Annotated in this window: 18 protein-coding genes and 1 tRNA gene; 6 read left to right on the forward strand and 13 right to left on the reverse strand. The window is 42.2% G+C overall.

Going from position 1 to position 19,824, the window contains the following annotated elements:
- Window positions 1-20 precede the first annotated feature (20 nt).
- On the reverse strand, window positions 21-854 hold the full coding sequence (locus ABFW99_RS13785; protein ID WP_349353107.1) for a TMEM14 family protein: 834 nt from the start codon (window positions 852-854) through the stop codon (window positions 21-23).
- 13 nt (window positions 855-867) lie between these two features.
- Entirely contained in the window at window positions 868-1,770 is a 903-nt protein-coding gene (hslO, locus tag ABFW99_RS13790; RefSeq protein WP_349353108.1) for an Hsp33 family molecular chaperone HslO, read from the reverse strand.
- Window positions 1,771-2,149: 379 nt separating this feature from the next.
- Here hslO and ABFW99_RS13795 point away from each other — a divergent pair, with 379 nt between their 5' ends.
- The gene (locus ABFW99_RS13795; RefSeq protein WP_349353109.1) at window positions 2,150-2,521 is read left to right on the forward strand and encodes an endonuclease domain-containing protein; all 372 of its coding nucleotides are present in this window, start codon (window positions 2,150-2,152) and stop codon (window positions 2,519-2,521) included.
- 312 nt (window positions 2,522-2,833) lie between these two features.
- Here ABFW99_RS13795 and ABFW99_RS13800 read toward each other — a convergent pair whose 3' ends face one another.
- Window positions 2,834-4,009: a Glu/Leu/Phe/Val family dehydrogenase gene (locus tag ABFW99_RS13800; RefSeq protein ID WP_349353110.1), complete on the reverse strand. Its 1,176-nt coding sequence runs from the start codon at window positions 4,007-4,009 to the stop codon at window positions 2,834-2,836.
- 296 nt (window positions 4,010-4,305) lie between these two features.
- Here ABFW99_RS13800 and recJ point away from each other — a divergent pair, with 296 nt between their 5' ends.
- Together recJ and ABFW99_RS13810 are read left to right on the forward strand one after the other, a co-directional pair.
- On the forward strand, window positions 4,306-6,015 hold the full coding sequence (gene recJ / locus ABFW99_RS13805) for a single-stranded-DNA-specific exonuclease RecJ (RefSeq protein ID WP_349353111.1): 1,710 nt from the start codon (window positions 4,306-4,308) through the stop codon (window positions 6,013-6,015).
- 211 nt (window positions 6,016-6,226) lie between these two features.
- A tRNA-Phe gene (locus ABFW99_RS13810) sits at window positions 6,227-6,299 on the forward strand.
- Window positions 6,300-6,435: 136 nt separating this feature from the next.
- Here ABFW99_RS13810 and ABFW99_RS13815 read toward each other — a convergent pair.
- Window positions 6,436-7,422, reverse strand: coding sequence for a hypothetical protein (locus tag ABFW99_RS13815; protein ID WP_349353112.1), 987 nt, complete (start codon window positions 7,420-7,422; stop codon window positions 6,436-6,438).
- Window positions 7,423-7,518: 96 nt separating this feature from the next.
- On the opposite strand from ABFW99_RS13815, the gene ABFW99_RS13820 reads away from it, so the two are divergent.
- Together ABFW99_RS13820 and ABFW99_RS13825 are read left to right on the forward strand one after the other, a co-directional pair.
- Window positions 7,519-7,755, forward strand: coding sequence for a helix-turn-helix domain-containing protein (locus tag ABFW99_RS13820; protein ID WP_349353113.1), 237 nt, complete (start codon window positions 7,519-7,521; stop codon window positions 7,753-7,755).
- 2 nt (window positions 7,756-7,757) lie between these two features.
- Complete coding sequence (locus tag ABFW99_RS13825; protein ID WP_349353114.1) at window positions 7,758-7,949, forward strand: helix-turn-helix domain-containing protein; 192 nt, start codon at window positions 7,758-7,760, stop codon at window positions 7,947-7,949.
- 21 nt (window positions 7,950-7,970) lie between these two features.
- On the opposite strand, the gene ABFW99_RS13830 is transcribed toward ABFW99_RS13825, so the two are convergent.
- From ABFW99_RS13830 to ABFW99_RS13870, 9 genes are all read right to left on the reverse strand, one after another.
- Window positions 7,971-8,672 (reverse strand): hypothetical protein, encoded by a 702-nt coding sequence (locus ABFW99_RS13830; RefSeq protein WP_349353115.1) that lies wholly within the window; start codon window positions 8,670-8,672, stop codon window positions 7,971-7,973.
- A gap of 2 nt (window positions 8,673-8,674) precedes the next feature.
- A complete protein-coding gene (locus ABFW99_RS13835) occupies window positions 8,675-9,319 on the reverse strand; it encodes a hypothetical protein (RefSeq protein ID WP_349353116.1) in 645 nt (214 codons plus the stop codon).
- A gap of 118 nt (window positions 9,320-9,437) precedes the next feature.
- Window positions 9,438-10,145, reverse strand: a complete 708-nt coding sequence (locus ABFW99_RS13840) for a M48 family metallopeptidase (RefSeq protein WP_349353117.1) — start codon at window positions 10,143-10,145, stop codon at window positions 9,438-9,440.
- A complete protein-coding gene (locus ABFW99_RS13845; protein WP_349353118.1) occupies window positions 10,135-13,182 on the reverse strand; it encodes a type I restriction endonuclease subunit R in 3,048 nt (1,015 codons plus the stop codon). The genes ABFW99_RS13840 and ABFW99_RS13845 overlap by 11 nt, the downstream gene beginning before the upstream one ends.
- Window positions 13,183-13,199: 17 nt before the next feature.
- A complete protein-coding gene (locus tag ABFW99_RS13850) occupies window positions 13,200-13,859 on the reverse strand; it encodes a dual OB domain-containing protein (RefSeq protein WP_349353119.1) in 660 nt (219 codons plus the stop codon).
- Window positions 13,860-13,876: 17 nt separating this feature from the next.
- The gene (locus ABFW99_RS13855; protein WP_349353120.1) at window positions 13,877-14,353 is read right to left on the reverse strand and encodes a DUF488 domain-containing protein; all 477 of its coding nucleotides are present in this window, start codon (window positions 14,351-14,353) and stop codon (window positions 13,877-13,879) included.
- Window positions 14,354-14,355: 2 nt separating this feature from the next.
- Window positions 14,356-14,907, reverse strand: coding sequence for a DUF488 domain-containing protein (locus ABFW99_RS13860; protein ID WP_349353121.1), 552 nt, complete (start codon window positions 14,905-14,907; stop codon window positions 14,356-14,358).
- A 125-nt stretch (window positions 14,908-15,032) separates the two neighbouring features.
- Window positions 15,033-16,886, reverse strand: a complete 1,854-nt coding sequence (locus tag ABFW99_RS13865) for a restriction endonuclease subunit S (RefSeq protein WP_349353122.1) — start codon at window positions 16,884-16,886, stop codon at window positions 15,033-15,035.
- A complete protein-coding gene (locus tag ABFW99_RS13870; RefSeq protein ID WP_349353123.1) occupies window positions 16,877-19,294 on the reverse strand; it encodes a type I restriction-modification system subunit M in 2,418 nt (805 codons plus the stop codon). The genes ABFW99_RS13865 and ABFW99_RS13870 overlap by 10 nt, the downstream gene beginning before the upstream one ends.
- A 103-nt stretch (window positions 19,295-19,397) precedes the next feature.
- Here ABFW99_RS13870 and ABFW99_RS13875 point away from each other — a divergent pair, with 103 nt between their 5' ends.
- Window positions 19,398-19,751, forward strand: a complete 354-nt coding sequence (locus ABFW99_RS13875) for an RNA-binding domain-containing protein (RefSeq protein WP_440707531.1) — start codon at window positions 19,398-19,400, stop codon at window positions 19,749-19,751.
- The last annotated feature ends 73 nt before the right edge of the window (window positions 19,752-19,824 follow it).

Here is a 19,824-nt window from a genome sequence, read left to right on the forward strand (position 1 = left end):
AAGAAAAGTGAAGGTGGTTATTATTTGATTCGTGGTCGTGAATCTTTTTCAACACTTTCTTCTTCATATTCATTTTCAGGAATTTCAATTTCCCCTTTTTCTTCTTCCTGACCTGCATCCTTAGAAAAAATGGCAGATTTAAAATGCCGTTCAATTTTTCCTGAAAGGATTTCCGCTAATTCCTGAAGATCTTTTTTACGTTTCTTTTTCCGGCTGTTTATGAACCGGGTATAAAACACAGAAGCAGTAAGAATTAGTAGTGAAACAATGAGAGGAGGAGCGACCTCATTGCCTGTTTGCCCGAATATTGTGCCGGCAAATAACATGAAACCTCCGAAGGCTACCGCAATACCGGGCAGGTACAACTTATTGAGCGTTTTCAAGCTTTGGGAAACCGTAATTTTAGTGTTTCCATCAACCTGTTCGAACTCGATTTCCGGGGAGTTTGCTGAGGCTATGAATTTTGAAGGCCCCACCGGTTTGGCTTTCCAGATGTACTTATTTCTCCTGCGGCTCACCTTGCCCAATGAGTTGAAGTGATACTCTGCCTGACTTTTCAATTCGTTAAAAAGCTCTTTATCCACTGAGCCTTTTGCATAACCGACAACCTTTGTGCTGTTAAAATCGTGGTTGTCTATAACCATTGCTTCCTGTACGGGAACCCCTTCCAATTCCACATAGGCTTCGTACACAAACTTTCGGGGGATGCCAAGCTCGTCCGTAATCTCCAGCAGCGACTGCATCTTATTGTTGGAAGGAGCTGTTATATCGGGAGAGCTCTGTTCTCCATATTTCTGGAGTAGTGTGGCTTTTTGTACAATTTGCCGGATTTCGTTGTCGGAGAGCTTTCCCATAAGGTCAGATTATTTAGTTCATTTTAGCCTGAGCATCCATCACAATTTTTTCGATCTCATCTTTCGAAATAAACTCCTTATTGTTGCAGTACTGGCACACCATTTCCTGTCCTTCACCGTCCATTTCTTTCAGGTCTTCATAATTCAGCATAGCCAGGGCATTCAGAAATCGTTTGCGGGAACAACGACAGAAAAAATCTACCGGCTGGCGGTTCAGTTCTTTGGCTTTGAGTGGTGAAACGGCCTTGTTCATAATCTCATCTATATACTGATCATCAGCCAGCAGTTCGTCGATGGGAGGGAATGAACCGAGTCGCTCCTGCAACATATCAATCTGACCGTCCGGGGCACCGGGCAGCCGCTGAATCATAAGTCCGCCTGCTTCAGTAACGTTTCCGTCTTCATCAATACCTACATCGGTTAGCAGTGCAGACGGAATTTGCTCGGATTGCGCCAGGTAATGAGCTACATCACTATTCACATCTCCTTTGATGAGCTCAATGGTACTCGTTTTAGGTTCGGCTTCATTATACAGCACCTTGGAAAAAGTCATGATGCCTAAGCCGATGCCATCTCCAAGTTCTGTTTCCGGGTTGGAATAATCCAGTTCAGCAGCCGGATTCTTTACGTATCCGCGAATCTCGCCAACCGAATTCGCTTCAGCAACGATAAACCCAATCGGGCCGTCTCCATCCATGCGCATGCGGATGCGTTCTTCTCCTTTTAGCTCGGATGCAAGCAGCATAGTGGCCGTTAAAGCTCTCCCTAAGATGACGGTGTTGAGCAGAGAAAGCTGGTGGTTATCCCGTGCTGTTTTAACAACTTCCGTGGTTTTTACTACAGATATTTTGAAATGACCGTCTGTTGTGATTCCCTTGATTAACCGGTCTTTGAAATTAAATTCTTCAATGTTCATAGAAGTAATAAAAGTCTCTTTGATAGAAAATGAATGCCACAAAGATACGCAGAAAAAAGCGTTTTATTTGAATGTGGGCAGGTAAAAAAATGATGAGTTGGGTGGCTGTTTTTTTTGGGGTGATGTGATAAAAGTGAATAGCCTTTTGCCGGCATTGACCCACCCCACTATCCCCGCCCGAGCGGGGAGGCTCGTTGGTTGGCTACTGAATTGGAAAAAGATTATACCCACTGGCAAGAGTCTTGAAATAACCTGAAATATCACCAAGGAGTCTTCCTCTCCGCGGGAGAGGAAACAAAGGAGTGGGTCAATGCCCGCGAAGGCATCAAAACTTGCCATTAGCGCATATTTTGTAGTCTTTAAAATAAAAGAGGGTACAATGAAGAAGAGAATGCGAATTATTCCATACAGAGAAGATCTTATAACCAAAGCCCGATGGTTAAGAAAAAACTCAACTCCCGGAGAAATCGAAATTTGGAAAGCTATTAAGAGTAAGCAGTTGCTCGGGTTTAAATTCAGAAGGCAACATCCCATTCACCATTTTATAGTCGACTTCTATTGTAAGGAATTAAGGCTGGCTATAGAGATTGATGGCAGAAGCCATGACTATAAAATTGAATATGACAAACAACGTCAGGAAATAATTGAGCAGTTAGGAGTTAGTTTTTTACGGTTCAGTGAATCTGATGCCAAGCATCATACGGAGTCGGTGGTTATGGAGATAGAGAGGTGGATACTGGAGCATCAATGAATGTGGGGAGATGTAATAAAGTGAGTATCCCTTAGCTAGCATTGACCCGCCCCTCAATCCCCTCCCACGGAGGGGAAGCTCGTTGGTAATTGTAGGGTTAGAAAACAGATTATAGCTTCTGGCAAAACGGTTGAATCAATTACGAAACATACCACCAACGAGTCTTCCCCGACAAGCCTGTCGGGGGAAACAAAGGAGTGGGTCAATGCCCGCGAAGGCCCCCAAAACTTAGCACCACTCAAAACCAAAACAAAAAAAGGGACGCCTCAAACTGAAGCACCCCTTTCACTCACTCAAAATGTAACAGCTGCATCAATCGATGAAGCGCTTGTAAACTTCACCCAGCCTTCCGGATACATTGGCCTTAGAAGAATATTTATTCTTGATATGACCTACTGTCTTAATACGCTTCTCCGCCAAATCGTTGGAAGCCACATGAGCAGGAGTGCCATGATCTTCCGAGTAATTCAGGATATCGGTAATGGTGTTGTAAATGTTACCGGCATTTTGAAGAGCTCGTTCTTCATTATACCCTTCCAGCTCGCTGGCAATATTGATAAGTCCACCCGCATTAATCACATAATCAGGTGCGTAGATAATACCTTTGTCGAGCAGTTGCTGCCCGTGCTTGTCTTCATCATCAAGTACGTTATTGGCTCCACCGGCAATGATATCACACTTGAACTGGTCCATGGTGTCGTCATTGATTACACCGCCTAAAGCACATGGGGTATAAATGTCTACATCCAATCCGTAAATGTCATCGGGATCCACAAGTTCGCCACCCACTTCTTCAGCCAGTTCCTTTGCCTTTTCTTCGTAAATGTCACAGATGTAAAGCTTGGCACCTTCTTTGGCTGCGTGACGTGCAAAATAGGAAGCTACATTACCGGCTCCCTGCAGGGCGATTTTCTTGCCTTCAAGAGAGTCACTTCCGTACGCTTTTTTAGCACAGGCCTTCACACCCATATAGACCCCATAGGCTGTTACCGGAGAAGGGTTTCCGCTACCACCCAAAGCTTTGGGGATCCCGGTTACATATTTAGTCTCGGAGTAAATCCATTCCATTTCACGTTCGGTCATACCCACGTCTTCAGCAGTGATGTACCGCCCGCCAAGTCCATCCACAAAACGGCCAAAAGAGCGAAATAAAGCTTCGGTTTTCTCAGTGTGAGGGTCGCCGATGATCACCGCTTTTCCTCCCCCTAAATTCAGTCCGGAGATAGCCGCTTTATACGACATCCCGCGCGAAAGGCGAAGCACATCTTTGATGGCTGCTTCTTCAGATTCGTAGTTCCACATGCGGGTTCCGCCCAAAGCCGGGCCGAGGGTGGTGTTGTGAATGGCAATAATTGCTTTCAGCCCCACTTCAGGATCAGAGCAAACCACTGCCTGCTCATGTTCATAGTTGGCAAGCTGATTAAAAAGGGAAAAATTCGGGTTTTCTTCAGTCAATTTCTTGGAGTTTTTAACAGGTGCATCAATCATTTTAACTTGGGTAAATTATACAAAAGGCTCGTTATGGAACCGCTTCCAAAGTTCGGGATTTATTTGGCGGTTCTCAACCAAATAAATTGGTTCTATCATAAATACTTGTAATTATTTTTTGGGAAGTTGGGGCGAATTTGAACGATCAGGCGGGTTTAGATTTTTTATGTAAACAAACATGCTGATTTTCTCTTGTTAAATAGTATTTTATATAAGTAATAAAAACGCATTTGCGTTGGCATCCCGGCCTGACCGCCGATCTGCCTTTATGTATAAAAATAAAGCACAAAACAATCATGTCATTCCGCTGGGTATACGCGCAGCCGGAAGAGCCAAAGTACGTCTCCAAATTAGGGGACATGCTGGGAATTCCGGACAAAATAGCCCAACTACTGGCTATACGCGGCATAAAAACATTTGATGATGCAGAATACTTTTTCAGGCCAAAGATAGAAAACCTCCACGATCCTTTTTTAATGAAGGATATGGAAGCTGGTGCAGAACGTTTAGCTCTGGCCATACGTAAAAGTGAGAAAGTACTCGTTTACGGCGATTACGACGTTGACGGGACTACGGCAACTTCCTGCGTCTATACATTTTTGAAAGAATTTGGCGTAGATGCCGACTACTACATTCCCCACCGCTTCAAAGAGGGATACGGAATTAACCCCGATGGCATCAAATACGCTGAAGAAGTTAACGCCTCCCTGATTGTATCCGTTGATTGTGGAATTACAGCCATCGAAGAAGCCAGAGTAGCCCGAGAAAAAGGCATCGACCTGATTGTTTGTGATCACCATACCGTGGGTAATGAAATCCCGGAAGCCGTTGCCGTGCTCGATCCCAAACGCCCGGATTGTAATTATCCTTTTGACGGACTTTCGGGAGCCGGGGTTGGATTTAAACTCATTCAGGGTACAATAGAAAAGCTCGGATTACCGGACACCATTTCCTATAAATTTCTGGACCTGGTGGCCATTTCCATTGCCTCCGATATTGTACCCATCATTGATGAAAACCGGGTGTTGATGAAGGCCGGGCTGCAGATGATTCAACGAAGTCCAAGAGTGGGAATAAAAGCTTTATTGGAGTTGATCAAAGTTTCCAAGGAGGATGTGAATACCTCCAAGATTGTGTTTTCCATCGGGCCCCGGATTAATGCGGCCGGACGCATGGGAGACGCCAGCACGGCCGTAAAGCTCATGATCTCAGAGACGCTGGGGGAGGCTAAATCACATGCTTATGAGTTGGAATCTGTGAATCTGAAGCGGCGTGATACCGACTCCAAGACTATGAAAGAGGCGATGGAGCAAATTGAGAAGGATTTTAACATGGATGAAACCTCCACCATCGTGCTGTACAGTGAAAACTGGCATCTCGGGGTAATCGGGATTGTAGCCTCCCGGCTGGTGGACTTGTATCATCGTCCGGCCATTATGCTCAGCAATGTGGATGGAAAGATTAAAGGGTCGGCAAGGAGTATAAAAGGGTTTAATATTTATGATGCTATCAAAAAATGCGATGACCTGCTGGAGCAATTTGGCGGACACGAATTTGCGGCCGGACTCACGCTCGAAGAAGGCAACCTGAATGAGTTCCGCCGACGGATGAATGAGCTGGCCTATACCGACCTTTCCGAAAATTCCTTTGAACCAGAACTCACTGTAGATGCCAAGCTGGATTTGGGTGAAGTGGATATGAAATTCTGGAAGCTGCTCAGTCAGTTTGAGCCCTTCGGGCCGGGCAACCTGCGACCGGTGTTTGTGAGTGAGGAAGTTAAAGTAGTTGGGGTTCCCACCATTGTAGGAAATGGCCACTTGAAGATGAGAGTCAGCCAAAATGGGTCGGGTATTTTTGATACCATCGGTTTTAATATGCACGAGTACCTGCCCGATGTTCGAAAAGGAGATCCCTTTAAAATCGCCTATGTGCTGGAAGAGAATAACTGGAACGGCCGGCGCACGCTGCAACTGAGGTTAAAAGACATTCATATTCCGGGGAGATAGGTTTTAGGGGCAAGGTGTTAGGTGTTAGGGTCATCTTGAACGAAAGCGAAAGATCTTTGCCCATAATACTTGGTAATTAACTAAAGCAAAGATTCTTCGCTTTCGCCCAGAACGACTACCTAACACCTTGCCCCTAAAACCTAACACCTTTTTCCCAATTTATTATTGTATAAAGATTACAAACCCTGTATCTTTGCCGTCCTTGTTGAAAGGGACTGTAGCTCAGTAGGTAGAGCAACGGACTGAAAATCCGTGTGTCGGCGGTTCAAATCCGCCCGGTCCCACATCAAGTAAAGCCTTATACTGCAACAACTTATAGCAGTGTAAGGCTTTTTTAATTTTAAGCAGTTTTTTAACAATTTTCTAAATTTGGGTACGATTTGGGTACTCTACTAACTCAGAGTTGACCGGTAATAACACTTAAAAAGGAAGCCCATCCTCTTTTTCTTCTAATTCTTTTAATTGTACCGTATAGAAAAAAATGAGTTCTGATAATTTGTTTCTTTTATCAAAAGATTTTTGCTCTGCTTCATGAATTAGCCCATCTTCATTTTCAATACTTAAATCCAGCCTGTATTTAACTAAATATCCATACTTGTGACTAAACCTTGAGCTATTTGATTTTGAGAACTTAACGGTCCCAATTCCCCAAGAGGCGTCGTTTCTGCGATTGATAGGAAATGAAAATCTATACTCGATGGGGGAATTCATTTTTATTCTGATATCTGAGTCATTAAGAACGATGTTATCCTTAATGAAATGCATGAATTTATATACAAGAGGAATTTCATCCTTTAAATTAATTACAGGTCTGCTATCCCTTTTCAGGGATTTCGTATTAGCGGAGGTAGGTTTGGAAGTTGTCTTAGTGCTTTCCCCTGAAAAATGAGATTTATATTCTGCATTTGAATACAACAGATTGATCAGATAATTAAGATTACTCTCAATTTCTGCACTATCTTCATTTCCTCTTAGCTTAAAATGGGGTACTGTAAATTTTTTTCCACTCAGTGATAAATGGTAAAGATACATTTCTACCGTTCCCTTGTGATTCTCTTGAATACCAACAAGTTTATAACCTATAAGCTTACCAGATTTATTTACAGGAATTTTAAACTCAAACCTTGAGGCATCATTTGCAGTGATCTGAGGTTTAAGAACTGGTTGTAGTCGGTTGAAAAAGTTCATGAACTGAGGAGTTCTATGAGCAAGGTTTCCCAGTCTATTATCCAGGTTTTCAGGCAGTGGTTTTAATGGGTTTCTTTCAGCCCAGTTGGCCTCTACCGGAAAGCTTTTTTTGTATTCACTCCATCTTTTCTCAGTATTATCGGTTAAATACGAATCATAGATAAACTTCAAGAAAAAGAATATGACGAATGTTGCTATTATCGTAAGAAATGTACTCATGGCACTTAATTGATTATACAGTAAAGTATTATATATAATATAACTTGCCAAGTACCCTGTGTATAAATATTCTATGCCTCTGTATCTACTTCCTCTATGGAACAGAAACAGCAGGTTCAAAAAATATTTGGGGAAGTGCTTAACGAGATGCGTTTGGCAAAAAACCTAACACAAGCTGAGCTTGCTGAGAAGTGTGAAATGGATGAGACATACATCTCTGATCTTGAGCGGGGTAATTATATGCCCTCCTTGTATACTGTTCTTAAGCTATCTATGGGGTTAGAACTGAGTTTGGCGGAGTTTACAGCGAAATTGGATAGTTATATCAAGTGATCATGGAATTTATTCTGTCCCGGGGTTTATCTCAAGAGAAACTTGCGGAATTAGGGGATTTTGAACGGTCTTATATATCGAAAGTAGAGAATGGGGAGCGGGCTATTCAGTTTAAAACGGTAGTAAGGTTTGCAGAGGCTTTTGGTATTAAACCAAGTGAATTAGTATCACTATATGAAAGGAGATCTGTATAGTAACTGTTCTTAATGGTTGAATTAATTGTTACTAAACAACACAATTTTTTCGGTTGTACTTCTCTTTTGCACCTGAGGTATAGGTGGCTTAGCTACAGAAACTGAAATAAACCCAGTACGAGACAAAGGGGCATCAGTTGTTTGAACAATTTCTACGAATAATAACCCAACTTCTTCAGGCAATTCACTTCGGTTAGGAAAGTCAATAATTTTATTAAACTGTTTCTCATTTGCCCCTCTGGACAATTGATTATACATGGTTCTATCTCTTCCGTCAACAACGGTCATTATTAATAAGTGCGTTTTGTAAAATCCAACTTTGAGTAATTTTCTTGACTGAATAACCCCTTCCGCGAGTTTTTTTAATCCTGTAACATCATTATTCTGGAAACTTTCTCTTTTGATCTTTGCCCGTTTGCATTCTATTGCGATAGCTTGCTCTGGAGCATTTTGGTTCCAACTAAGCACGTCAAATTCTCGTTCAGAAAAGGGTTCAGAAATTTCAAATTTTACATGAGCATCACTATACAAGTCAAGAACAGAATAAAGTAGCTTTTTTGCAGAAGAGCGGGTAAATAGCCATCGAACTAAAACTTGTTCAATTCTTTTGGTATCTGTATCAGAGCCTTCAAATCGCTCTGCAAAGAAGTCTATTGTATTCTTTCCAGGGAGAACTTCTTCATAATCATAAGCTACTCCAAGAGCATTGACTGGTATTTTCATGATTAAAATTTCCGATTGGCTTCTAATACACGAAGTCCTGTGTTAATTCTTTCTGTACACCAATCTGCATCCTTTTTGTCCCATTTTAGCTCTTCTTTTAAATAACGATTCAAGAGATCAATTTTAATAGAAGAACGAAATCTTGAAAGAGCACAAATAAATATATCTAATCTTTCTATGTCCAGTGGGTGATAGCTAACAGGGTAAGCATTCAAATATTTTTCGAAAAATCCACGGGTTTTATTTCCAGGTATAATATCGGCTAAGGTAATATTTTCCCCTGCTGATGTGATAGTAACCCGTTTATCTTGGTCAGTGTGATACTTTTTAAATTCACGAATAAAAAGCAGACCAATTTCATTGTACTTCTCCATGGGGATAGAACCATCGGGCTTAGGAACAATATTGGCAAGATAAAGTCCCTTCTGGGCGGAGGATTTTGCAAAAGCCAATTTCGCAAATGGAACATCATTCTCTAAATAATTGATGATGTAAGCTGTAGTTGAAATATCACGAGAATATTCCGCACTTTCTGCTTTTTGAAAATCAAAAACCTCACATTGGTCTAATGAGTTTTCAATAACTCTTACAAGTTCTTTGGCTTCAAAGCGAACCGGGTGAAGGTAAATGTCTAAGTAGTTAATCATGGCTATAGACGAAAAAAGGTTTGGGTTCTATTGTATATAACCATCAGGCCCAGGGCCTTTTTCAGGAGAAATAAGCGGAAATAGGTGCTTGATCGATAAAAAAACTGGGCTTTTTAGTTCAATAAACCACTTCATTCAATTCTTCTTTAATCTGTTTCCAGCCGGGCATGTATTTATCAAGTAAAGCTTTAAAACGGTTGTTGTGGTGGCGTTCTTTAAGGTGAATCATTTCGTGTAGGACTACATAGTCAAGGCAGTGCTTGGGCTTCTTTGCAAGCTCCAGGTTTAGCCAGATGCGCCGGTCTTCAATATTACAGGAACCCCACTTGGTTTTCATGAGCTTAACGCCCCATTCTTCTATCTGAACGCCAAGCTTTTCTTCCCATTTGGCAACGAGCTCGGGAATCTGTGATTTAAGTCGGTCTCGATACCACTCACGCATCACTTCTTCTTTCTTGGGCTTGTCACTACCCGGACGGACGTAAAGATCCAGGTACTTCTTATTTCGAATTTCTACTTTTGGGGAGGCTTCTTTTTCAATGATGTTAAGCAGGTAGCGCTGACCTTCCAACCAATGACTTTCTCGCTGGATGTATTCCCGCTCGGGTTCCCGGATCTGCGAGTTCATATTCCGGATATGCTTCTTAATCCATCCCAGCTTAGAGATGATAAAAAGGCGCAATGACTCTTTTTTCATCGACAAGGGAGAAGAAAGTCGTACACGTCCAGTTGGGGGATATACGGCAAGGTGAATGTTCTTAATATCCTTCTTAATGACATCTACGTCGATGCCGGATACTTCAATATGATAATGTTTAGTACTCACGCTGGTTCTTCACTACCTCCATAACCAAGGTTAAATTGATGTCTTCAGGTAAATGCTTTTTTATGGCATTAGCTACCTGCCGCTCCTTAATCTTATTATCACGCCAACCGTCTTTAGCGGAATATTTGATCGTTTCATCAATTGTTAACGTCAGCTCTGCATCGTTATTTAAATTATCATATAAAGCCTTTTGGCCATCCGATTCAACTCTTTCCGGGTACCGTTCTTGTCCTTCCACCCGCTTCACTTTTTTTGCGAGTTGGGCCAGCATTTCGAGGTATTTGGCGTATTCGGCGGCCGCTTTCTTTCGTTGTTGGATTAGCTCCTCCAGCAGCTCCGACATCTTATCGTAGTATTTAGGGTTACCGGGCCTTTCCTCAATGATCACCTTTCGAATGTTATTCTCGATGGTCTCGGCCATAGCCTCTTCATCCTGCCGAATGTTATCCGAAACTACATCATCCAGGGCAGCCAAACCTTTATTCACTATAAGATCTACCAGGGTGTAATCGTCAAGGGAAGATATTTTACGACTATGGGAGGCATCAATGTACCGGTCAATGAGATTTCGCATACCGGGTTCGTACATTTTCAAGTCAATGTAGTCTCCGCTGGCTTGCTTCACATCCTCTTTTAGATCAGAGTAGAATTTCACCTGTTGCTTGATGCTTTCCGCTTCATCCGCAGTATAACCGGCCTTATCCATTTCATTGGCAATATCGCCGTAGGCCCGGACCAGAGAGGAAACCATTTTATAAAAGCTAACCCGTTTCTCTTCATCTTCTTTAATTTCATCCTCCGTCTTCCCGGCAGTGTCAGTGCCAAAGAATTTGAAGAACTCCTTCTGAGTTCTGGGATGAACGGGTTCACAAAGGGCTACTACTTTGTCCAGATTATCATCCAATCGCTCTTTGGCTTGTTCAAATCGATCTTTTAGCAGCCCATCTACATCCTTCTGGTCATACCCTTCAAACGCACCACTTGTGTAGGTGTTAATGGATTCTTCGAGGCTCTTGAACAAATCCTTGTAGTCAATGATATAGCCATATTCCTTACTTTCATCATCTAAGCGGTTTACCCGACAAATAGCCTGAAAGAGTCCATGATCCTGCATAGACTTGTCAATATATAAGTAGGAGGCTGGTGGAGCATCAAAACCGGTCAGTAGCTTATCCACCACAATCAGTAGCTTCATCCGGGCCGGTTCGTTTATGAATTTCCGCTTAGCTTCTTCTTCAAACTCATCGGTAGTTTTACCGTCCAGCATCTCCGTATATATACGGTATTTTAACTGCTCTTCGGTTTCCCCGGCGCCGGTTTCTTCACCCTTAATATCGTTAATGTTCGGTTGGAAGGAAGTCACAACCGCGCAATGGTCTTTCAATGTGTCAAACTCTTGGAAGATCTCGTAAAACTTACAGGCTTCCAGTACTGAGGAAGCCACCAGCATGGCATTACCCTGTCCACTATCCAGGCGGGGCTGTGTCTGAAAATCTTTGAAAATATCCGTAGCAATTTTCTCCAACCGGTCCCGGGAACTAAGTACCTGCTTCATGGTTCCCCAGCGCTTCTTTAACTCAATTTTAGCCAAATCATTTAAACCTCTTGTTTTGGCATCAAACCACTCATCAATGCTGTCCTGATCGGTGATTTGCTGATCTATATCCCGTGCCTCATAGCGAAGGTCCAACACAACGTTGTCCGCCACGGCTTCGTCAAATTTGTAAGTATGAATAAATGGACCAAAGGTCTCCAAGCTTGTGGCTTTATCTTTTTTGAGCAGGGGAGTACCGGTAAAACCGATGAACATGGCATCTGGAAGTATCGCTTTCATGGCTTTATGCAGCTTGCCTGATTGCGTGCGGTGACATTCATCTACAAACACATAGATATCCCCCTTGGCTTTGAAGTTCCGGGGAAGGTTCCTTTGTATCTCTTCCAGGAAATCCCCAACACTGTCTTCTTCCCGGGTGCCAAATTTATGAACAAGGGAAGAAATCAGCGGTATCTCATGCTTGTTTAACTTATCTATCAGGTCCGCGCCTGAGGTGGCCCGCTGCATGGGTTCTTCCGCATCGTTAAAAACTCTGGTAATCTGTTTATCAAGCTCGGTGCGGTCGGTAATGACAACCACTCTTGAATCGGTTACGTTTTCCCGAATCCACTGGGCCATCCACACCATGGTCAGACTTTTCCCGCTGCCCTGAGTATGCCAGATAATGCCATCCTCATGACTTTTGATATTCGTCTGGGAGGTTTTCACCCCAAAGTACTGGTGGGGTCGACATATGATTTTGTTTCCTCCATCAAAGAGGGTAAAGTCGTGAATAAGTTCTAAGAGGCGACTTTTCTCACAAAGTTGCACCAAGTGTTTGTCCAGGATATACTCAAAGTCTTCATCGGTATTTTCCTTCCACTCCTGATAATACTTGGCCTTCGTTTCAACGGTACCATACCGCAAGCCGGAAGAATCATTTCCGGCCATCACCAATTGCATCGTGTTGAAGAAGGGCTTGATGAAATCATCGCGCTGGTTATCCAGGTTCTGATAGATTCCTTTCTCAATAGCTACTTTAGACCGCTTAAGTTCAATCACCCCAACGGCGATTCCGTTTATATATAACACAACGTCCGGGCGTTTGGTGTTTTGCCCCTTTACCGTTACTTCCTCAGCTATGGCAAAGTGATTGTTGGCTACATTCTCCCAGTCAATAAAATGAATTGTTTCGCTGTTTTCGCCAGCCCCGGCCTTTACGCTCACGCCATACCGGAGCATGTCATACACCGCTTTGTTACTGTCGTACAAGTCCTCTGTTTGTATTCCGGAAGCTGTACTCAGCTCATACATGGCTTTATCAATCAAAGCGGGATCGTATCCCTGCTGCTCCAGAAATGGTCGCAGGTAGCCTTCTTCTACATTGGCATTCCCCTCCCGGTCTTGCCAGTCGCCCAGGTAATCGTACTTCAATCGATTCTTAAATAGTTGTACTACCCGATTTTGTGAGTTTCTTTCTTTTTGGCCTATATCTGTTGGCATACCATACTTCAATTAAATTATACTCCATACCATCCTGATAACTGAAGATAACATCTCTCTTCAGTTAGCCCATTTGTATCCCACCATCGGGCCAATGAAACCCTAAGAAGAGTACCTGCAGGTACCAAATCAATAGCTGCATCATGGCCTACGTATTTAAAAATTCTTCGCTGATTTACATAATCTTTACCTCCATAATTTATTCGAGAAATAACGTACTGATACCGCCCGTTTCCCTTATTTTCGTACTTTTCAAGGTCCTTATCGGATATCCAAAAACCCGTACTAAAATCAAGTGCATCTTCATCATTTATATATCCGGTACCTTTTCCTGTCCATTGTAGTTCCCCATCAAAAAGTTTGTCTGGACCTCCTTCCCAAACATTTACCTCAAGATCATTAATGAGATAATCTGTCATATCTGCATTAGCTATAGTATCAATACGTTGTTCATTAGTAACAAAAATATGTTCATTATGTGGTGGCCGAGTAGCTTTCGGTTCATTAAACTCCATTTCATATATACCACCAATCTCAAATTGATGATTCTGAGGTTGGTAGTTTCCATATTGATCCATTAACCTGACAGGACGACCAGAGTCAATTATAAAACCCCCAACGCAGGAATTATTTTGCATCCTTGTATTTGAGACAACTATAATTTCACCTTTTGGCATAATTATATCCTTAGTTATTAAAGGTGTGTTATTTCGTAACCCATCTTATACAATCTATTTGCAACTAAAGACCTGTGACATGCTTCTGGTTTTTCTTCCACACAAAATAGTGCTACTCGATTTGCTCCAGTATTTTCAAGCTCACTTAAAAGAGCCTGAAAGTCATACTCTTCTAAAATCTTGGATTGATAAGCATCTATAAAAACTACACCAAGACGATCTCTGCTTCTTTTCTTTTCTCCAGTCTTACGGTCTGCTTCTTTCTGTAAATTTCTTATCTCTTTAGTAGGAGCTAAACTTTTGATATGATGATAATTTAATCCCAGCTCCTTCAAATGAGCTTGTAACCTTTTACTGTTAACAAATTTATATTTTGCTCCTCGTACCCCTCTTCTTTGTCTTATATCACAAAAGGTATCAATACGGTTGTTAATAAGCTTTCCGAAATATTCTTCCTTTGTTGAATTGTAAACCCCGATAGTAAAAAATTCCATACCTAATAAGATTTTTTTGATGTCAGATTAATTTCAATACCAAATAGGTCGCTTGTACTTTTCCCTTTTGTCAATTCGCTCATTACGGTTTCTTGTGATTTGATAACTGAATCAGAGACGATATGCTTCATTGAAATTTCTTTTTTCAGCAATTCCTGCCCAATTAGTTTGCTACGGTGACATTGCTCAGGTTTAGACTCACTACACATTACCGCTACTTTAATTCCTTTCTTTTGAGCATTCAATAGCCTTTGCATTCCCTCTTTAAAAAAACCTTTTTCTTTGATCAGGTCGTATCTTACTTTGCCTTCTTCATCATAACAACTTCTGTCTTTTGGCAATCCACCTAACTTATCCCCAAAAAAAGCATAAGTAATCCCCTCCATTTTTAATGCCCTCTTGATCGCTTCACGATTATACATAATGTTTCTTGAGGAGTACGGCTTAGACCTCACATCCAATAGGTACAGAATCCCATAAGATTTCAATTCATTAATGAAATCATCAATTTCTTTATTACCATGGCCTATCGAGTATATTGTGGACTCTTTCATGCTTACAACTTACTGGTTTACAACAATTTTTGAAACTTAAACCATTATGCTAAGTACTCCTCTCATCCGCACCTACTTAGTATAACTACCAGCCCCAAGTATTAGTCTACTTAACTGTTTCAAATTCAGTTAAAAAGTTGATTCAACTCCTTAATGGCGTATTCAATACGCTTATCAGAAAAGGCCTTTCGCTTTAACTTTGGTCGCCACTCTTTATGATCACTAATTAGCCTTTTTACAGTCTCTAAAGAAGCCGACTGCCCTGCTTCCTTCAGATCCTGTATTGCAAGATCTACAGTAGTTAAAAGTTCAAGCTCATCGTTTTTTGTATACCGGAATTGTTCAAGCCAATCCAAAACCTCAGTACCAAACCAGTCCACGAAATATCCTGTGGCCTCTTCAATATTTTCTCCTGGCACGAAGCCATTATATTTACCTGAAGTAGCCGGTACTATATAATTCTTATCCTTAGCAATCCGCTCAGGGCCTCCATACCGGGTTTGAGGATTGTAAGGTCCTGCAGCTTTTTTTAGATAATCCTTTACTTCCATTTCCTTGTAGCGCTTAAGCAGATATGAGTACTTAACAAAACGAAAGCGACTTAGAAAGAACTTATCAGAATTAAACCGGTCAATGAGTGTGGATATAATTACCGCTTCTTCATAGGCCCAGCTTCTTTTTCTTTGGGATTTTGTATTATTGGTTTGAACAGTCTTTGGCTTCACCAACCTCGTCTTCCCCGTCAATAGCTTTTGCATCATTCCTTCTTTCACCCGGCGCATTTTATCCCGCTTTTGGCGGAGGGTTTGAAGTTCCCGATCCATGTCGAACAGGATTTGGGCAATGGCTTCTTGTTCAAGTTTACTTGGCGGAATTGAAAGTTTAACCTTCGATAATTGACGACCATTTGTTAATGCCCTTGTAGTATAAGTCGCCATACCAATAATTTGTTTTCTTACTGGCTCAGACCTAAAGCAATAACGCTTAAATCTTAAACTCAATCGATTATTTATTGGTCTACCTCTTAAAATGAAACCACTAAAAACTCCAGCCTCAATATTCTCTTCAAGTACACTTGAAATACCAATTTCGTTGACTGTCTCAGAAGTTCTTGTAAAAAAGACGTCACCTTTTTGGACATTGAATCTTCGGATTTCACTTTTACTAAGGGTTACTTTTCCTTTGATGTCGCTTTCCGTCAACCCTGCATTGCTAAAAATATCCATATAATTAATAATTGGAGTTCCCTGCCCAAAGTACTCTTTAGCTTTATTTAGGCCATTTTTAAATTCAAGTATATCACCAATACTAATGTCCTCCCACTCCCCATCAAAGCCAGGCAGGCGTTTCTTACCCGTCAGCAGCTGCTGCATGGTGCCTTTTTTGATGGCTTCTTTCTTTTCGATGAACCGCTCGAGGGAGCGGATCAGCTCGTCCACATCGCTTAGGGCCGAGGCAATGGCTTGTTGTTCTTTGAGGGTTGGGGGAAGGGGGATTACAAACCTGTTAAAATCTTTGTTTGTGATTTGATTTATAGTTGCCCCAAGAGATTCTCTAATTTGTTCCTGAACAATATCAGACTGAAATAAAAAGTGAATTAACTCAGAAATTTGGGATCTAAAAACGGACATAAATGCACCAAAAGCATGACCTTCGGCACTCTTATCAATAACTACACTTTTACCAATAAGTCTTTTACTCCCATTTCGGACACAGATTAGAATATCACCCTCCTGTACTATTACACTACTGGGCACATCCATATCAACAAACACGTTATCTTCATATGAAAGTGATCCGTTTTGAACATTTGATGATCTCAAAACTAATTTTCCATGATCACTTACGTCAATAGGTTTGTATGTCAGTCCTGAAAGTACTTCTCCAACTGAAGTTAGGTTTTTCAACTCCCAATCCTCAGGAATCAATCCAACTTCCGTTTTCTTAAACCCTTTCTTCACTTCGGTCACTAATTCCATGACACCCCCATTGCTTCAAGGTGTGATTTTACGCGGCTTTCCAGTTCGTCCACGTCCCGGTCAATCTCCACCACAGCCCACTCATATCGCCCGGCCAGTTCATTCACCCGCTGGGTGAGGCTTCGAGAGATAGCTTCGACTTCTCTGTCAATGAGCGCTTTTACAGCAGGTAGCCATTTGTCATCCACCACCAGGGTTCGTATTTCCTCTTCGCTGAGGTTGCGGTACTGCTCAATCACTTGTTTGTCCAGTTCCTTTTCGGCAACTTTTACGGCTTTCTTGGCTTTGCGCTCGTTGTCATAGGCCGTTTTGTATTTCTTCATGACCTCAAATTCCTCGGTAAATTCTGTGTCGCCTTTGATCTCTTTCATGCGCTTGGTGAGTTCACCTTTAGTCACGTTTCCGGCATCGCTGAGGGCTTCTTCCAACAGTCCGCCTTCCATGGCGTGTTCCTGCTCCAGCTCCTCCTGCACCTTCGCGGCTTCTTCCTGCTGCTGCTTCAGCTGTTCAATCTCCTGCTGTTCTTCCGGGAAGTAGCGATTGATCACCAGCTCTTTCGGAATCAGCTCACAGGTAAATTCTCCTTTCTTGATCTTGCCTTTACTCGTTCGCACTGGCTCCAGCGTCGCGGTCCAGCCGTCCTCCACAATCATATACACATCATCGCGCATGGTGTCCGACCAGTAATTCATCAGGTGCTGGTAAATATCATAGGGATCAATCAGTGCTTTATCCCGGTACCGGTTCAATAAGTCTTCGGCTATCTCTGCAATAAAAGCTTTGGGCCGAACATCCTCGTCAATCGATTTCATATCCTCGTAATATTCCTGCTTCCATCCCTCATATAATTCAAACAGTGTTTCGCTGTAGCGTACAAACTCAGGGTAGCTGAAAACCACTTCCTTGATGGCATCCTTTTCCGGTTTCAGTTTCAGGTAGCCTTCCCGAAGAGGTGCAAAGAGTTCGTCTTTTAGTCCGGGATACACCTCCCAGAATTGGTTCATCTCTTCCACATCGCTCCGGGGAATCCCGCCTTTCAAATGCCCTTCAATATCCTGAATATCTTCTTCGGTGCTATTATCTATGTAGCGGGGGATGTTCAGGTTATGCTCATTCTTGCGAATTTCTTTATTGGGCACAAAGCGGGAATAGCCCTCCTCAGTTTTCTGCTCCCGGAATACATCCACGATCTTGTGAATATCGCGTTCCCGCAACCGATTCTTGTTTCCGTCTTTGATGTAGCCTTCGCTGCCATCAATCATAAAAATACCTTCGCGCGAACCGGCCTGTTCTTTATCCAACACCAGGATACACGCCGGGATACCCGTTCCGTAAAACAAATTACTTGGCAAGCCAATAATACATTTGATATAGCCTCGCTCTATCAGGTTTTTACGGATAGTCCCTTCTGCATTTCCCCGGAAGAGCACTCCATGCGGTAAAATTACCGCGGCCGTTCCTGTGTTTTTCAGGGAATTAACAATATGGAGCAAAAAGGCATAATCCCCATTCTTTTTAGGAGGAATGCCAAAGCCTTCAAAGCGACCAAAAGCATCATTTTCAGGGTCAATACCGTTGGTCCATGCCTTATATGAAAAAGGAGGATTGGCCACTACATAATCAAAACGCTTAAGGGCACCATGCTCTGTAAATTTCGGATCAGCAATGGTGTTGCCCCGCATGATGTCGTGCACAGCCTCAGGTCGGTTGTGCAGCACCATATTCATCTTAGCCAGGGCGGTAGTTGCCACATCCATTTCCTGTCCGTATATGGTAATATCCACCGGCGCTTCATCCGCCACCTTGAGAATTAGCGATCCTGAGCCCGCTGTGGGGTCATAAGCTGTCAGGGAGGGGCTTCCGGCTTGTTCTACGCCAATCACTTTAGCCAAAATACGGGAGACTTCTGCCGGGGTATAAAACTGCCCTTTACTTTTTCCTGACTCGGTGGCAAAGTTACGCATCAGGTACTCATAGGCATCACCCAATAGGTCATCATCCCCGGCGCGGTTCTGCCCAAAATCAAGGTTTGAATCCTGAAAAATTGCAATCAGGTTACTGAGCCGGTTAATCTTTTCTTTACCAGTGCCCAGCTTTTCATCATCGTTAAAATCGGTCTGATCAATAACGCCTTTCAGGTCATTGGCCTCGGCTATGGGAGCAATAATCTTCTTGTTAATATCATCACCAATATTGGCTGTGCCTTTCAGCTTCACCATATCATCAAAGGAGGAGCCTTCGGGGATAATCAGCAATGCATTAGGATCGTCTGCGTACTTATCAGATACATATTTGAGAAAGAGCATGGTGAGTACATAATCCTTGTACTGCGAGGCATCCATTCCGCCCCGAAGTTCATCACAGGATTTCCAGATGGAAGCGTAAAGCTCTGATTTTTTTATGGGCATTGGGTGGTTACAAATGATTTAATTTTATCCGTTGATAATATTAGATTTTGAGTTACCAAAAGAAAATATTTTCGAATTGTTACGAATCAGTTGAAAATGCATTATGCAAAATTTAAAAGATGAAATATTCAACCTAATACAAAGCTTGAATGAAGGAGTGTTCTGGGATTTTAAAAAAGAACCTCATGAAAATAATGTCAAGCTTCTTCATGATATTATTTGCCTATCTAATTCTTACCACAAAGGGAATCGGTACTTAATCATCGGAGTGTCAGACCCGGCTGAAGGTTGTGAGATCATTGGGTTAGATGAAAACACACCGAACCGTAAAAAACAATCTGATTTGATCGATTTTCTTAGAACAAAATCATTTGCAGGACATCGACGCCCAAGTATTGGTTTCAAAGCTCTTGAGCTCAATTCAAAAGAGTTAGATATAATAGTTATCAGGAATTAGACCGTGGCCCCGTTTTATATCACCGAAGATTATAGAGATCGAGAAGCAGTAGTCAAAGCAAATTATATATATA

Origin of the sequence: Gracilimonas sp. BCB1 (assembly GCF_040117685.2) — a bacterium.
Lineage (GTDB): Bacteria > Bacteroidota > Rhodothermia > Balneolales > Balneolaceae > Gracilimonas.

Coding starts and splice junctions, on each gene's coding strand:
- ABFW99_RS13845 (WP_349353118.1), bottom strand. CDS start 13,182: ATGCCAACAGATATAGGCCAAAAAGAAAGAAACTCACAAAATCGGGTA.
- ABFW99_RS13815 (WP_349353112.1), bottom strand. CDS start 7,422: ATGAGTACATTTCTTACGATAATAGCAACATTCGTCATATTCTTTTTC.
- ABFW99_RS13825 (WP_349353114.1), top strand. CDS start 7,758: ATGGAATTTATTCTGTCCCGGGGTTTATCTCAAGAGAAACTTGCGGAA.
- ABFW99_RS13835 (WP_349353116.1), bottom strand. CDS start 9,319: ATGATTAACTACTTAGACATTTACCTTCACCCGGTTCGCTTTGAAGCC.
- ABFW99_RS13865 (WP_349353122.1), bottom strand. CDS start 16,886: ATGGAATTAGTGACCGAAGTGAAGAAAGGGTTTAAGAAAACGGAAGTT.
- ABFW99_RS13870 (WP_349353123.1), bottom strand. CDS start 19,294: ATGCCCATAAAAAAATCAGAGCTTTACGCTTCCATCTGGAAATCCTGT.
- ABFW99_RS13795 (WP_349353109.1), top strand. CDS start 2,150: ATGAAGAAGAGAATGCGAATTATTCCATACAGAGAAGATCTTATAACC.
- ABFW99_RS13820 (WP_349353113.1), top strand. CDS start 7,519: ATGGAACAGAAACAGCAGGTTCAAAAAATATTTGGGGAAGTGCTTAAC.
- ABFW99_RS13830 (WP_349353115.1), bottom strand. CDS start 8,672: ATGAAAATACCAGTCAATGCTCTTGGAGTAGCTTATGATTATGAAGAA.
- ABFW99_RS13875 (WP_440707531.1), top strand. CDS start 19,398: ATGCAAAATTTAAAAGATGAAATATTCAACCTAATACAAAGCTTGAAT.
- ABFW99_RS13860 (WP_349353121.1), bottom strand. CDS start 14,907: ATGAAAGAGTCCACAATATACTCGATAGGCCATGGTAATAAAGAAATT.
- ABFW99_RS13855 (WP_349353120.1), bottom strand. CDS start 14,353: ATGGAATTTTTTACTATCGGGGTTTACAATTCAACAAAGGAAGAATAT.
- ABFW99_RS13785 (WP_349353107.1), bottom strand. CDS start 854: ATGGGAAAGCTCTCCGACAACGAAATCCGGCAAATTGTACAAAAAGCC.
- recJ (WP_349353111.1), top strand. CDS start 4,306: ATGTCATTCCGCTGGGTATACGCGCAGCCGGAAGAGCCAAAGTACGTC.
- ABFW99_RS13850 (WP_349353119.1), bottom strand. CDS start 13,859: ATGCCAAAAGGTGAAATTATAGTTGTCTCAAATACAAGGATGCAAAAT.
- ABFW99_RS13800 (WP_349353110.1), bottom strand. CDS start 4,009: ATGATTGATGCACCTGTTAAAAACTCCAAGAAATTGACTGAAGAAAAC.
- hslO (WP_349353108.1), bottom strand. CDS start 1,770: ATGAACATTGAAGAATTTAATTTCAAAGACCGGTTAATCAAGGGAATC.